Annotated in this window: 10 protein-coding genes; 6 read left to right on the top strand and 4 right to left on the bottom strand. The window is 62.8% G+C overall.

The annotated features are described in order from the left end of the window. Nucleotides 1–44: 44 nt before the first annotated feature. Complete coding sequence (aceE, locus tag ACQ4WR_RS06485; RefSeq protein ID WP_436486067.1) at nt 45–2741, bottom strand: pyruvate dehydrogenase (acetyl-transferring), homodimeric type; 2697 nt, start codon at nt 2739–2741, stop codon at nt 45–47. A gap of 974 nt (nt 2742–3715) precedes the next feature. Here aceE and folD point away from each other — a divergent pair. The 5 genes from folD (at nt 3716) to ACQ4WR_RS06460 (ending at nt 9212) form a co-directional block, all read left to right on the top strand. Beyond that, on the top strand, nt 3716–4561 hold the full coding sequence (gene folD, locus ACQ4WR_RS06480) for a bifunctional methylenetetrahydrofolate dehydrogenase/methenyltetrahydrofolate cyclohydrolase FolD (RefSeq protein ID WP_072455517.1): 846 nt from the start codon (nt 3716–3718) through the stop codon (nt 4559–4561). Nucleotides 4562–4696: 135 nt separating this feature from the next. After that, complete coding sequence (locus ACQ4WR_RS06475; protein ID WP_436486065.1) at nt 4697–6766, top strand: M3 family metallopeptidase; 2070 nt, start codon at nt 4697–4699, stop codon at nt 6764–6766. Nucleotides 6767–6771: 5 nt separating this feature from the next. Then, nucleotides 6772–7197: a DNA polymerase III subunit chi gene (locus tag ACQ4WR_RS06470; RefSeq protein ID WP_102292678.1), complete on the top strand. Its 426-nt coding sequence runs from the start codon at nt 6772–6774 to the stop codon at nt 7195–7197. Then, a complete protein-coding gene (locus ACQ4WR_RS06465; protein WP_436486063.1) occupies nt 7194–7589 on the top strand; it encodes a DUF2486 family protein in 396 nt (131 codons plus the stop codon). Before ACQ4WR_RS06470 ends, ACQ4WR_RS06465 begins: the two co-directional genes overlap by 4 nt. A gap of 480 nt (nt 7590–8069) precedes the next feature. Beyond that, nucleotides 8070–9212 carry a branched-chain amino acid ABC transporter substrate-binding protein gene (locus ACQ4WR_RS06460; protein ID WP_436486061.1) on the top strand — a complete coding sequence of 381 codons (1143 nt, stop codon included), beginning with the start codon at nt 8070–8072 and terminating at the stop codon, nt 9210–9212. On the opposite strand, the gene ACQ4WR_RS06455 is transcribed toward ACQ4WR_RS06460, so the two are convergent. After that, on the bottom strand, nt 9205–10107 hold the full coding sequence (locus tag ACQ4WR_RS06455; protein WP_436486059.1) for a LysR family transcriptional regulator: 903 nt from the start codon (nt 10105–10107) through the stop codon (nt 9205–9207). The two genes, ACQ4WR_RS06460 and ACQ4WR_RS06455, sit on opposite strands and share 8 nt — an antisense overlap. 88 nt (nt 10108–10195) lie before the next feature. Here ACQ4WR_RS06455 and ACQ4WR_RS06450 point away from each other — a divergent pair, with 88 nt between their 5' ends. Next, the gene (locus ACQ4WR_RS06450) at nt 10196–11200 is read left to right on the top strand and encodes an NAD(P)H-binding protein (protein ID WP_436486057.1); all 1005 of its coding nucleotides are present in this window, start codon (nt 10196–10198) and stop codon (nt 11198–11200) included. 114 nt (nt 11201–11314) lie between these two features. Here ACQ4WR_RS06450 and ACQ4WR_RS06445 read toward each other — a convergent pair whose 3' ends face one another. Together ACQ4WR_RS06445 and ilvD are read right to left on the bottom strand one after the other, a co-directional pair. Beyond that, nucleotides 11315–11614, bottom strand: coding sequence for a c-type cytochrome (locus ACQ4WR_RS06445; protein WP_102292700.1), 300 nt, complete (start codon nt 11612–11614; stop codon nt 11315–11317). A 227-nt stretch (nt 11615–11841) separates the two neighbouring features. After that, nucleotides 11842–13707 (bottom strand): dihydroxy-acid dehydratase, encoded by a 1866-nt coding sequence (gene ilvD / locus ACQ4WR_RS06440; protein ID WP_436486055.1) that lies wholly within the window; start codon nt 13705–13707, stop codon nt 11842–11844. Nucleotides 13708–13823: the final 116 nt, after the last annotated feature.

Here is a 13823-nt window from a genome sequence, read left to right as displayed (position 1 = left end):
GCGGCGCTTGCGCACTGCCCTGGCGTGATCGGATCCCTTAACGATTACTGGGTCACCGGATTCGGTTTGTTCGCGTCGATGCCGTACTTGGCGATCGCCTGCTCCACTACCGATACGTCGATCTTGCCTTCGTCAGCCAGCGATTTGAGCGCGGCCACGGTGACATAATAACGGTTCACTTCGAAGAACTCGCGCAGCTTGGCGCGGCTGTCCGAGCGGCCAAAGCCATCGGTGCCCAGCACTTTATAAGTGCGGCCCTTCGGCATGAAGGCGCGGATCTGTTCTGCAAATGCGCGCATGTAGTCGGTCGTGGCGACGATCGGGCCGTCCGTGTCCTGCAGCAGCGACGTGACGTAAGGCACGCGCTGTTCTTTCGACGGGTTGACCATGTTCCAGCGTTCCGCATCCTGGCCATCGCGGGCCACCAGGGTCAGCGACGGCGCCGACCACACGTCCGCGGCCACGCCCCAGTCGTTTTGCAACAGCTCAGCGGCGAAGATCGACTCGCGCAGGATGGTGCCGCAGCCGATCAGCTGTACGCGCAGCTTGGCGTCCGCCGAGCCTTCCTGCAGCTTGTACATGCCTTTCAGGATGCCTTCTTCCTGGCCTGGCTTGATGCCTGGCTGGGCGTAGTTCTCGTTCATGATCGTGATGTAGTAGAACACATCTTCCTGGTTGGCGATCATGCGGCGCAGGCCGTCCTGGATGATGACGGCGACTTCATGGCTGAAGGTCGGATCGTACGGCATGCAGGTCGGGATGGTCGCGGCGAAGATATGGCTGTGGCCATCTTCGTGCTGCAAGCCTTCGCCGTTCAAGGTCGTACGGCCAGCCGTGCCGCCCATCAGGAAGCCGCGGGCGCGCATGTCGGCCGAAGCCCACACCTGGTCGCCGATGCGCTGGAAGCCGAACATCGAGTAGAAGGTGTAGAACGGGATCATGATGCGGTCGTTGGTCGAATACGACGTCGCCGCCGCGATCCACGAGCTCATGCCGCCTGCTTCGTTGATGCCCTCTTGCAGAATCTGGCCAGCCTTGTCTTCGCGGTAGTACATGACCTGGTCTTTGTCGACCGGCTCGTACAACTGGCCTTTCGGGTTGTAGATGCCGATCTGGCGGAACAGGCCTTCCATGCCGAAGGTACGCGATTCATCGACCAGGATAGGCACCACGCGCTGGCCCAGGTTCGGGTCTTTCAGCAGGGTCGAAATGACGCGCACGAACGCTTGCGTGGTCGAGATTTCACGGCCTTCCGGCGTTGCTTCCAGCACGTTCTTGAACGCGTCCAGGGCAGGCACGGGCAGGGTTTCTTCGGCTTTCTGGCGGCGCTGCGGCAGGTAGCCACCCAGGGCCTTGCGGCGCTCGTGCAGGTAGATCATTTCCGGCGCGTCGTCGGCTGGCTTGAAGAATGGAATATCGGCCAGCTTGTCGTCCGGGATCGGCAGCGAGAAGCGGTCGCGCATTTCGCGGATGGCTTCGTCGTCGAGTTTTTTCGTCTGGTGCGCCGTGTTGCGCGCTTCGCCGGACTTGCCCATGCCGTAGCCCTTGATGGTTTTCACCAGCAGGACGGTCGGCTGGCCCTTGTGTTCCTGGGCGATCTTGAAGGCCGCGTGGATCTTGTGCGGATCGTGGCCGCCACGGGTCAGGCGCCAGATGTCGTCGTCCGTCATGTTGGCAACCATTTCCAGCAGCTTCGGATGCTTGCCGAAGAAGTGCTTGCGCACGTAGGCGCCATCCTTGGCCTTGTAGTTCTGGTACTCGCCATCGACGGTATCCATCATCACTTGCTGCAAGATGCCATCCTTGTCCTGTGCCAGCAGGGCGTCCCAGCCCGGGCCCCAGATGACCTTGACGACGTTCCAGCCGGCGCCACGGAATTCGCCTTCCAGTTCCTGGATGATCTTGGTGTTGCCGCGTACCGGGCCGTCCAGGCGCTGCAGGTTGCAGTTGACCACGATGACCAGGTTGTCGAGCATGTCGCGTGCGGCCAGGCCGATCGCGCCCAGGGATTCCGGCTCGTCCATCTCGCCGTCGCCGCAGAAAGCCCATACCTTGCGGTTGTCGGTCTTGGCGATGCCGCGTGCGTGCAGGTACTTCAGGAAACGCGCCTGGTAGATCGCCATGTGCGGGCCCAGGCCCATCGACACGGTCGGGAACTGCCAGAAGTCAGGCATCAGCTTTGGATGCGGGTACGAGGACAGGCCCTTGCCGTCGACTTCCTTGCGGAAGTTCAGCATCTGCTCTTCCGTCAAGCGGCCTTCGAGGAAGGCGCGCGCGTAGACGCCAGGCGAGGAGTGGCCCTGGATGTACAGCAGGTCGCCGCCATGGTCGGCCGTCGGCGCGTGCCAGAAGTGGTTGAAGCCAATACCCAGCATGTTCGCCAGCGAGGCAAACGACGACAGGTGGCCGCCCAGGTCGCCGTCGGCGCGGTTGGCCTTGACGACCATCGCCATGGCGTTCCAGCGCATCCACGAGCGCAGGCGCTCTTCGTATTCGAGGTTGCCGGGACAGTGTGCTTCTTGCTTGGTGGGGATGGTATTGACGTAGGCGGTGGTGCTGGAGAACGGGATCTGGGCGCCACGGCGGCGGGCCAGGTCAACCAGGCGTTCCATCAGGTAATGCGCGCGTTCCGGACCTTCATTTTCCAGTACGGCTTCGAGCGCGTCCAGCCACTCCTTGGTTTCCTGCATATCCGGGTCGGTGCCGATCTGTGTCGTTACCTGGTTCAGTTGAGCTGACATCTGTTGAGTCTCCTTTGTGATCGCCCCACCCCGATTTTCCGGATCGCTGTCGGACGGTATTTCGCTGATTATTTACTATTAAGATGGATTAGTGTGGGGATTCTAACAGCGTATTTAGTATTTTTCAAATTACGATATAGCATTTCGTATCGTGAAATCACCCTATGGAATTTATGCTGCAGTGCCGCAAATTCTGTCCGGAAATTAGGATGAGCAGAGTAGCAAATAGCGGCGCCAACACCATCATGCCGCCAGGTTGGCGCCCTCTTCCCCTTGAAAGCAAATCTCGGCAGGGGTACGACCCGCGAGCACACCGGCAAAATGAAAAAAAACCCCAGTCGCCCGCCCAGGCACTTCGGGCCAAGCGGGCCTGAAAAATGTTGATGGCAAGGCGCAGCGACGCAGACAGTACGCCAGTACGGCAAGGAGCTGCAACGCCGCCATCGGCATTTTCTCAGGCCCGCGTCTCCGGCCCGCTGTTGTTCGGGCCAAGCGGGCCTGCAAAATGTCGAGGGCAAGGCGCAGCGATGCAAACAGTACGCCAGTACGGCAAGGAGCTGCAACGCCGCCATCGGCATTTTCTCAGGCCCGCGTCTCCGGCCCGCTGTTGTTCGGGCCAAGCGGGCCTGAACAATGTCGAGGGCAAGGCGCAGCGATGCAGACAGTACGCCAGTACGGCAAGGAACTGCAACGCCGCCATCGGCATTTTCTCAGGCCCGCGTCTCCGGCCCGCTATTGTTCGGGCCAAGCGGGCCTGAAAAATGTCGATGGCAAGGCGCAGCGACGCAGACAGTACGCCAGTACGACAAGGAAGCTGCAACGCCGCCATCGGCATTTTCTCAGGCCTGCATCTCCGGCCCGCTGTTGTCATGACTTTTTCACTGAACGGCTTGGCGCCAAAAGCCAAAACCGCCCCTTTGCGCCGCCCGGCTTTATAATCTGTCTTTTCCCTCCCACAGCTCTCAGCCCCCATCATGCCAGCACAACTGATCGACGGAATCGCCCTCTCCCAAAAACTGCGCAGCGAGATCGCCACGCGCGCCGCCGCCCTCACCGCCAAGGGCATCCAGCCCGGTCTGGCCGTGATTCTCGTCGGCGAAGACCCGGCCAGCCAGGTATATGTTCGCAACAAGGTCAAGGCCTGCGGCGACGTGGGTTTCCACTCGGTGCTGGAAAAATATGAAGCGGACCTGTCCGAGGCGGACTTGCTGGCACGCATCGCCAGCCTGAACACGGATCCCGCCATCCACGGCATCCTCGTGCAAATGCCCTTGCCCAAGCACATCAACCCGCACAAGGTCATCGAAGCGATCGCCACGACGAAAGACGTGGACGGCTACTCGGTGCTGAGCGCCGGCGAACTGATGACGGGCCTGCCCGGCTTCCGCCCCTGCACGCCGTATGGCTGCATGAAGCTGATCGAAAGCACGGGCGTGGACCTGCGCGGCAAGCACGCCGTCGTCATTGGACGCAGCAACACCGTCGGCAAGCCGATGGCCCTGCTGCTCTTGCAAGCGAACGCTACCGTCACCATCTGCCATAGTGCGACGCCGGACCTGGGCCTGTACACGCGCCAGGCGGACGTGGTCGTGGCCGCCGTCGGACGCCGCAATACCCTGACGGCCGACATGGTCAAGCCGGGCGCCATCGTCATCGACGTGGGCATGAACCGCGACGATGAAGGCAAGCTCTGCGGTGACGTGGATTTTGCTGGCGTGAAAGAAGTCGCCTCGCACATCACCCCCGTACCGGGTGGCGTGGGTCCGATGACGATCACCATGTTATTGATGAATACGGTTGAAGCTGCCGAACGCATCTAAGAGGAGCACCTGAGAAAACGTCCATGGCTGCGTTGCAGTGCCTCGCCGTACTATTCGTACTGCCTTCGGCACCGCGCCTTGCCCTGAACGTTTTTCAGGCGCTCCATATGTGAAGACAGAATGGACGAACTAACGATGACTACCAATCCCCTGCTTGATTTTTCCGGCCTGCCACGCTTCGACGCGATCACGCACGAGCATGTCACGCCTGCCATCGATACCCTCCTGGAACAGGCGCGCGCCACCGTGGCGCAGCTGGAAGCGCCCATGGAAGTAGTCAGCTGGGAAAACTTCGTCGCGCCGCAGGACCAGATCGCCGAAACCCTGGGCCGCGCCTGGAGCATCGTCAACCACTTGAACAGCGTGATCGATACGCCCGAGCTGCGCGCCGCCTACAATGCGAACCTGCCCAAGGTGACGGAGTTCTTGACCGAGCTGGGCCAGAACGAAATTCTGTTCGGCAAATACAAGCAATTGCAGGCCAGCGCCGATTTCGCCAGCCTGTCGCCGGCACGCCGGCGCATCGTCGACAATGCCGTGCGCGACTTCCGCCTCGGTGGCGCCGAATTGGCAGAAGACAAGAAGGAGCGCTTTGGCGCCATCCAGGAAGAACATGCGGCCGTCGCTACGCGCTTTTCCGAAAACGTGCTCGATGCCACCAATGACTACAAATTGCGGGTCGATAGCGAAGCTGACCTGGCCGGCCTGCCCGACGACGTGAAGGCGGCCGCGCGCGCCGCCGCCGAGAAAGCAGACAAGCCTGGCTATGAATTCTCGCTGCACTTCCCGTCCTACTACCCGATCCTGCAATTTGCCGACAACCGCGCCCTGCGCGAAACCATCTACCGCGCCAACGCCACCAAGGCGTCGGACCAGGGCGAGGTTTTCAGCAAGAAAGAGGACTGGGACAATACGCAGAACATCGTCACCCTGTTGAAACTGCGCGACGAGGAAGCCAAGCTGCTGGGCTACGCCAATTTCGCCGAGGTGTCGCTGGTGTCGAAAATGGCCACTTCGCCCGCGCAAGTCATCGCCTTCCTGGAAGACCTGGCCAAACGCGCGCGTCCGTACGCCGAGAAGGACCTGGCGGAACTGAAGCAATTTGCCCGCGAAGAACTGGGCATCGCCGAGCTGCAGGCGTGGGACGTGCCGTACGCGTCCGAAAAGCTGCAGGAACGCCGCTACGCGTTCTCGGCCCAGGAAGTCAAACAATATTTCCCTGAACACAAGGTAATCGACGGCCTGTTCCGCCAGATCCAGAACCTGTTCAACGTCGCAATCGAGCTTGATACAGCACCCGTCTGGCATAAGGATGTGCGTTTTTACCGCATCGAACGCGACGGCAAGCTGGTGGGCCAGTTCTACCTGGACCTGTATGCGCGCGCGGGGAAAAGCGACGGCGCCTGGATGGACGACGCGCGGGGACGCCGCGCCGACGCCAAGCAGGTGCAAACGCCGATCGCCTACCTGACCTGCAATTTCACGGAACCGGCCGTGCTCGATGGCAAAGTCCAGCCTGCCCTGTTCACGCACGATGAAGTGATCACCCTGTTCCATGAATTCGGCCATGGCCTGCACCACATGCTGACGGTGGTCGACGAGCTGGGCGTGTCGGGTATTGCCGGCGTGGAATGGGATGCCGTCGAACTGCCGTCGCAATTCATGGAAAACTTCTGCTGGGAATGGGAAGTGCTTGAACACATGACGGCGCATGCCATCACGGGAGAGCCGCTGCCACGCGCGCTGTACGACAAGATGCTGGCGGCCAAGAATTTCCAGTCCGGCCTGCAAACCCTGCGCCAGGTGGAATTCTCCCTGCTCGACATGCATTTGCACTATGACTACGACGCGGCCACGGGCCAGAGCGTGCAGCAGCTGATCGACGGCGTGCGCGCCCAGTTTTCGCTGCTCATCCCGCCTGCCTTCAACCGCTTCCAGAATGCCTTCGGACACATCTTTGCCGGCGGCTACGCGGCTGGCTACTACAGCTACAAATGGGCCGAGGTGCTGTCCGCCGACGCCTATGCGGCTTTCGAGGAAGCCAGGGCGCTGGGACCGGCCGCCACCGCGCAGGCAGGCAAGCGCTACCTGGAAGAGATCCTGTCCGTCGGCGGCTCGCGCCCGGCGCTGGAATCGTTTACGGCCTTCCGTGGCCGCGAACCGTCGATCGACGCCCTGCTGCGCCACAGCGGCATGGCTGCTTGATCGCCATGAGCCGCGTCGACTTTCACAGCAACGTGCCGGACAAGCTGGCCTATGCCTGCCGCCTGGCGCGCAAGGCCTACATGGCCGGCAACAAGGTCGTCGTGCTGGCCGCGGACGCGGTCCAGCTTGATGCCTTGAATACCGCCATGTGGACCTTTTCCGCCACGGATTTCCTGCCGCACGTGCTGGCCGGCGACCCGCTGGCGGCGCAAACGCCCATCATCCTGACGGATGACGAGACGGCCGCGTTGCCCCACCACGACATCCTCGTCAACCTGTCGCAGCTGCCTCCGGCCAGCTACGCGCAATTCCAGCGCGTCTTCGAGATCGTTTCCATGGACGAGCAAGATGCGCAGGCGGGCCGCCAGCGCTTCCTGCACTATCGCCAGCAAAATGTGCAGCCAACCCACTTCGTGGCAGGCAAAGCATGAGCCAGCAGCCATTCGACCAGGGCATCCCTCTGCTGACGGAGGTGCTGCTGGGGCCGGACGTGGCAGAAACGGCGCCCGAGTCCGCGCCGGTGCCGGTGCCTGCGTCCTTGCCTGCAGTCGAAGCAGCGCCAGCGTTGCCACCCAGCGGCGCGCAGCCCGACTGGGACGCCATCGAACAGCGGCTGACGCAGCGCATCCTGCATCAAGTACAAGGCAAGATCGACCACCTGCTGGAAGAGCGCATCGCCCACGTGCTGCAGACGGCCCTGCAAAACGCCCTGATCGGCATGCGCGGCGCCTTGCGCGAAGACTTGCAGCAATCGCTGGAACAGATCGTGGCGCATGCGGTGAGCCATGAACTCGGTCACCTGCATCCACCGGCGCAGCCCTGAGCATCGCCAGCATCGTCGGCTTGCGCGCTGCGCGCTAAGCCGACCTACGCGACTATGCCGGCGTCCCCTCAGCCGACCTGCACAAGCAAGCCGCCCTACCCACTATCACAAGGAAATACGTCGAATCAACCTGCGTGATTCGCCGTAAAATGCAAGTCTGATGTGTAACCTATGTCTCCCGACAAAGTGTTACCCATGTCTGCCGACTAAACACCCTCAGGGTCTGACCCCGGATGTTGTTGGGGTTAGCAGCAAGCACCTCCCTACACCCTTCCCCCTCCCAGCGCCATTCTTTGGTGCACTCACGCCCATAAAATCGGTGCATCGCGCCTCAGTTTGGTGATTGTCGCGACAAAATGTAAAAAGCCCGAAATGCGGCTTTGCGCGGCCTGTTTTTTGTTGTACCTTTCTTCACATGCACCGCCCCTCGAAGCGGTTTTCACGAGACGCCGCCGTATCTTTATCCATTGGAGAATGTTTATGCTGCTCAAGACCAAAGTCCTTCCGTTCGCCATCGCCCTCACCTTTGCCGGCCATGCGGGCGCGCAGGAAATCATCAAGATAGGCCATGTCGCCCCGGTCTCCGGCGCCAGTTCCCACCTGGGCAAGGATAATGAAAACGCGGCCAAGATGGCCATCGAGGACTTGAACGCCAAAGGCTTCAAGATCGACGGCAAGGCCGTCAAATTCGTGCTGGTTGCCGAAGATGACGCGGCCGACCCCAAGCAGGGCACGGCGGTGGCGCAAAAGCTGGTCGACGCCAAGGTCAACGGCGTCGTCGGCCATTTGAACTCGGGCACGACGATTCCCGCCTCGCGCATTTACTTCAATGCCGGCATTCCGCAGATTTCGCCGGCCGCCACCAACCCCACCTACACGCAGCAGAAATTCAACACGGCCTTCCGCGTGGTCGCCAATGACAATAAATTGGGCGGCACCCTGGGCGCCTATGCCGTGGGCAAGCTGCAGGCGAAGAAAATCGCCGTCATCGACGACCGCACGGCCTACGGACAAGGCGTGGCGGAACAGTTCGTCAAGGGCGCCAAGAAGGCGGCGCCAGGCGTGCAAATCGTCGGCAAGGAATTTACGAACGCCAACGCGACCGACTTCAATGCCATTTTGACCAGCATCAAGTCGAAAAATCCCGACCTGATCTTCTTCGGCGGCATGGATTCCGTGGGCGGCCCGATGCTGCGCCAGATGAAGGCGCTGGGCATCAAGGCCAAGTTCATGGGCGGCGATGGCCTGTGCACGGAGCCGCTGGGCAAGCTGGCCGGCGACGCCGTGGGCGAAAACGTGGTGACGTGCGCGGAAGCGGGCGGCGTGACGGGCGAGCAGCAAAAAGGCATGGACGATTTCCGCGCCCGCTACAAGCAGAAATACAATATGGAAGTGCAGCTGTACGCGCCCTACGTGTACGACGCCGTGATGACCATGGCCACCGCCATGGCCGACGCCAAGTCGTCGAAACCGTCCGTCTACCTGCCCTTCCTGGCCAAGGTCAAGTACCAGGGCGTGACGGGGCCGATCTCGTTCGATGCCAATGGCGACATCAAGGATGGCGCGCTGACCTTGTTCACGTATCGCGACGGGAAGAAGACCAAGATGGAAGTGGTCAAATAAGCGGCTGCGTCGCCACGTAAGCTTGCAAGCCTTCGACCAGCGCGTCGAAGGTTGCGCGGCAGCGCAGGCTGCCGCGCAAATCCTCATGCATGGTCACCCACGTTTCCATCGGCAGTGAAAACGCCTGCGGCAGCACGCGCCGCAAGGCGGGATTGCGCGCCGCCAGGCCCGCCTGGCATACGCCGATACCGGCGCCCGCGCGTATCAGGGCCAGGTGCGCCACGTCGCTGTCGCAGCGCCAGGCAAACTGTTCCCGCGTCAATCCCTGGAAGGCCGCGCCCGCATTGCGCACGAACGGGCTCGCCTCGTCGTAGCCGATGACGGCGTGCTGCGCCAGCGCAGCCCAGTCCTGCGGCATGCCGTGGCGCGCCAGGTAGTCTTCATGCGCATGCAGGCCCAGTTCGATATTGCCCACCTTGCGCGCCACCAGCTGTTCCTGGCGCGGACGCAGCATGCGCACGGCGATGTCCGCCTCGCGCCGCAGCAAGTCCTGCACCTTGTTACTCAGTACCAGTTCGATGACCAGGCCGGGATGGCGTTCGCGCAAGCCGGCGAGGATCGGCGGCAGCACCTCCACACCCACCGCTTCGCTGGCCGCGATGCGCACGCTGCCCACGACGCCTTGCCCCTGGCCGCTGGCGGCGCGCTGCATCAGCGCAGCCGTGTGTTCCATGGTTTCCGCATGCGGACGCAGGGCCAGGGCGACCTCCGTCGGCAACAGGCCCAGCTGCGAGCGCGTAAACAAGGTCACGCCCAGCGCCTGCTCCAGCGCGGCGATGTGCCGGCCGACTGTCGGCTGCGTGATGGCCAGTGCGCGGGCGGCAGCCGACAGCGAACCGTGCTCCAGCACAGCCAGCAGCGAGCGATAGTATTCCCAGGCAATCGAGGTAGTCATACATAAATGTATAGCGTGTGCCCGATGTTCGTCAATTCCCAAATAGCTGCGCGCGGCAGATACTGGGGCCATCAACCACAAGGAGGACATGATGGATACGACGAAAACAGCATTGGTACTGGGCGCCACGGGCGGCATCGGCGGCGAGATGCTGCGCCAGCTGCTGGCGGCGGGTTGGACGGTGCGCGCCCTGAAGCGGGGCGAGCTGCAAGCGGCGCGCAGCGACGGCATCGAGTGGTTGCGCGGCGATGCGCTGGTGCGCGCGGACGTGATGGCGGCCGCCAGGGGCTGCTCGGTGATCGTGCATGCCGTCAACCCGCCCGGCTACCGGAACTGGGGCCAGCTGGTGCTGCCCATGCTCGACAACACCATCGCGGCGGCCATCGCCGGGAACGCCACCATCGTGCTGCCAGGCACGGTGTACAACTTTGGCCCCGACGTTTTCCCCGCAGCGGGAAACGTCCTGGCGGAAGACGCGCCGCAGCGCCCGCTGACGCGCAAGGGCGTCATCCGCGTGGAGCTGGAAGCGCGCCTGCAACGGGCCAGCACGCAGGGCGCGAAGGTCATCATCGTGCGCGCGGGCGACTTCTTCGGTCCCCGCGCCGGCAACAACTGGTTTTCGCAGGGCCTGGTGAAAGCGGGCCAGCCCGTGCGCAGCATCCTGTACCCGGGCGCGCCCGGCGTGGGCCACCAGTGGTCCTACCTGCCCGACGTGGCGCGCACCATGCTGCAATTGCTGGGCGTGCGCGACCGCCTGCCGCCATTCGCGCGCTTTCATATGGCCGGGCACTGGGACCATGACGGGCGGCAAATGACGACGGCGATAGTGCGCGCGGTGGAACATGCGGAGGGCGCCACGCCCGCCGTACGGCGTTTCCCCTGGTGGCTGATGGCCCTGGCGTCGCCATTCGTGGCAGCCGTGCGCGAGCTGCGCGAGATGCGCTATCTGTGGCAAACACCCTTGGCAATGGACAATGCGCGGCTGCTGGCCGTGCTGGGGCAGGAGCCGCATACGCCGCTCGACGAGGCGGTGCGGGCCACCTTGGCTGGCATGGGCAATTTGCTGGCCGGCGGACATACCCGGACTCCTTAAGCGAGGGCCGGGGTCGGACCCTGAGGGGCCGACCCCGGTATGTGCTCTTGGGTTTGGACAAAAAAAACGCGCCGGGATTGCCGGCGCATTGATGGGGTGTTGCCAGGGCACAGATTATTTCTGTGCCAGTACCCATTTGATCAGGGTGTGGGCTTCGGCATCGCTCACTTGCGGGTTCGCTGGCATCGGGATCGCACCCCAGGTACCGGAGCCGCCCTTCATGACTTTCGCCACGAGCTTGTTTTCCGCGTCTTTTTGACCCGCGTACTTGGCAGCCACGTCCTTGAACGCAGGGCCGACCAGTTTCGTGCTCACCGCGTGGCAAGCCATGCAATTCTTGGCTTTCGCCAGGTCCGGATTGGCCATCGCCACTTGCGAAGTCAATGCCGACACAGCCAATACACCTACCAACATCATGGAACGTTTCATTGTCTTTTCTCCAGAGTAACTTCCTGCCGGCATTCTACCGTGTTTCGGCAGGTTCACCACGAGCCCAGATCAAGCGTTTCAAATACATAAACACCCGAGGCAAGGCTATTTTGCCCCAAGCGCGCACCAATTCCCATGTTGTTTGTAAGGCGATGTAACGCCCGCCGCCCCGCCCCGGGAAACAGGGCGGCGGTGCGGCGTTTTTACAACGCTCAGCGTTTTTTCAGCTGCGACAGGTCGCGTACGGCGCCACGGTCGGCCGACGTCGTCAGGGCCGCATACGCCTGCAGCGCCTGCGACACGTAACGATCACGGTTGACGGGCAGCCAGGCCGCATCGCCCTTCGCTTCCATGGCGGCACGGCGCGCGGCCAGTTCGGCGTCCGTCACGCGCAGGTTGATGGTGCGCTCGGGAATGTCGATGTCGATGAAGTCGCCCTCTTCCACCAGGCCGATGGCGCCGCCTTCGGCTGCTTCCGGCGAGGCGTGGCCGATCACCAGGCCCGAGGAACCGCCCGAGAAGCGCCCGTCCGTGAACAGCGCGCACGCCTTGCCCAGTCCCTTGGACTTGATGTACGAGGTCGGGTACAGCATTTCCTGCATGCCCGGGCCGCCCTTCGGGCCTTCGTAGCGGATGATGACGACGTCGCCTTCATGCACGGTGTCTTCGAGGATCGCAGCGACGGCCGCATCCTGGCTTTCGAACACGCGCGCCTTGCCCGAGAATTTAAGGATGCTTTCGTCCACGCCGGCCGTCTTGACGATGCAGCCCTTCTCGGCCAGGTTGCCGTACAGGACGGCCAGGCCGCCATCCTGCGAATACGCGTGGGCCTTGTCGCGGATGCAGCCGGTGGCACGGTCCGTATCCACGCCAGCGAAACGCTCCGACTGAGAGAACGCCGTCTGCGTCGGCACGCCGCCCGGGGCGGCGCGGAACAGTTCATGCACTGCCGGGTCGTCCGTGCACTTGATGTCGTTTTGCGCGATGGCGTCGGCCAGGGTCGGCGCGTGAATCGTCGGCAAAGTCGTGTTGAGCAGGCCGGCGCGGGCCAGTTCGCCCAGGATCCCCACGATGCCGCCGGCGCGGTGCACGTCTTCGATATGGTATTTGTCCGTCATCGGCGCCACCTTGCACAGGCACGGCACCTTGCGCGAGATGCGGTCGATGTCGGCCATCGTGAATGCCACTTCCGCCTCGTGGGCGGCGGCCAGCAGGTGCAGCACGGTGTTGGTCGAGCCGCCCATGGAGACGTCGAGCGCCATGGCGTTTTCAAACGCGGCCTTGGTGGCGATCGAGCGTGGCAGCACCGTGTAATCATCGTGCTCGTAGTGGCGCTTGGCCAGGTCGACGATCAGGCGTCCCGCGCGCAGGAACAGCTGCTGGCGGTCCGAGTGCGTGGCCAGGATGGTGCCGTTGCCGGGCAGGGCCAGGCCCAGCGCTTCGGTCAAACAGTTCATCGAGTTGGCTGTAAACATGCCGGAGCAGGAACCGCAGGTGGGACAGGCCGAACGTTCGATTTCCGCCACGTCGGCGTCGGACACGGTGCTGTCGCCCGCCTTGATCATGGCGTCGACCAGGTCCAGCTTGATGATCTTTTGCGTGCCGTTGACCACCTTGACGACCTTGCCCGCTTCCATCGGCCCGCCCGAGATGAAGACGACGGGGATGTTGATGCGCATGGCGGCCATCAGCATGCCCGGCGTGATCTTGTCGCAGTTCGAGATGCAGACCATGGCGTCGGCGCAGTGGGCGTTGACCATGTATTCGACGGAGTCGGCGATCAGGTCGCGCGAAGGCAGCGAATACAGCATGCCGCCGTGGCCCATGGCGATGCCGTCATCGACGGCGATGGTGTTGAACTCCTTGGCCACGCCGCCCGCCTTTTCAATTTCGCGCGCCACCATCTGCCCCAGGTCCTTCAGGTGCACATGGCCCGGCACGAACTGGGTAAACGAGTTGACGACGGCGATGATCGGCTTGTCGAAGTCGCCGTCCTTCATGCCGGTGGCGCGCCACAGGGCGCGGGCGCCAGCCATGTTGCGGCCGTGGGTGGTGGTGCGGGAGCGGTATTGCGGCATGATGGGGTCCTTCCAAGGATGATTGATGCCTGACTGCGCGGGCGTTCGCAAAACCCTGCGTGCAGTGGGGGTACGCCAGATTGCCTTGCGCGCGCGCCCCTGTCAAATATATGATG

It is taken from the genome of Janthinobacterium amylolyticum (assembly GCF_051380655.1).
In the GTDB taxonomy this organism is placed as follows: domain Bacteria; phylum Pseudomonadota; class Gammaproteobacteria; order Burkholderiales; family Burkholderiaceae_D; genus Janthinobacterium.
Note: the sequence above shows the minus strand (reverse complement) of the source record. Positions and strands in the feature narration are given on the sequence as shown.

Coding starts and splice junctions, on each gene's coding strand:
- ACQ4WR_RS06460 (WP_436486061.1), top strand. CDS start 8,070: ATGCTGCTCAAGACCAAAGTCCTTCCGTTCGCCATCGCCCTCACCTTT.
- ACQ4WR_RS06450 (WP_436486057.1), top strand. CDS start 10,196: ATGATGGATACGACGAAAACAGCATTGGTACTGGGCGCCACGGGCGGC.
- ACQ4WR_RS06475 (WP_436486065.1), top strand. CDS start 4,697: ATGACTACCAATCCCCTGCTTGATTTTTCCGGCCTGCCACGCTTCGAC.
- folD (WP_072455517.1), top strand. CDS start 3,716: ATGCCAGCACAACTGATCGACGGAATCGCCCTCTCCCAAAAACTGCGC.
- ACQ4WR_RS06470 (WP_102292678.1), top strand. CDS start 6,772: ATGAGCCGCGTCGACTTTCACAGCAACGTGCCGGACAAGCTGGCCTAT.
- ilvD (WP_436486055.1), bottom strand. CDS start 13,707: ATGCCGCAATACCGCTCCCGCACCACCACCCACGGCCGCAACATGGCT.
- aceE (WP_436486067.1), bottom strand. CDS start 2,741: ATGTCAGCTCAACTGAACCAGGTAACGACACAGATCGGCACCGACCCG.
- ACQ4WR_RS06445 (WP_102292700.1), bottom strand. CDS start 11,614: ATGTTGGTAGGTGTATTGGCTGTGTCGGCATTGACTTCGCAAGTGGCG.
- ACQ4WR_RS06465 (WP_436486063.1), top strand. CDS start 7,194: ATGAGCCAGCAGCCATTCGACCAGGGCATCCCTCTGCTGACGGAGGTG.
- ACQ4WR_RS06455 (WP_436486059.1), bottom strand. CDS start 10,107: ATGACTACCTCGATTGCCTGGGAATACTATCGCTCGCTGCTGGCTGTG.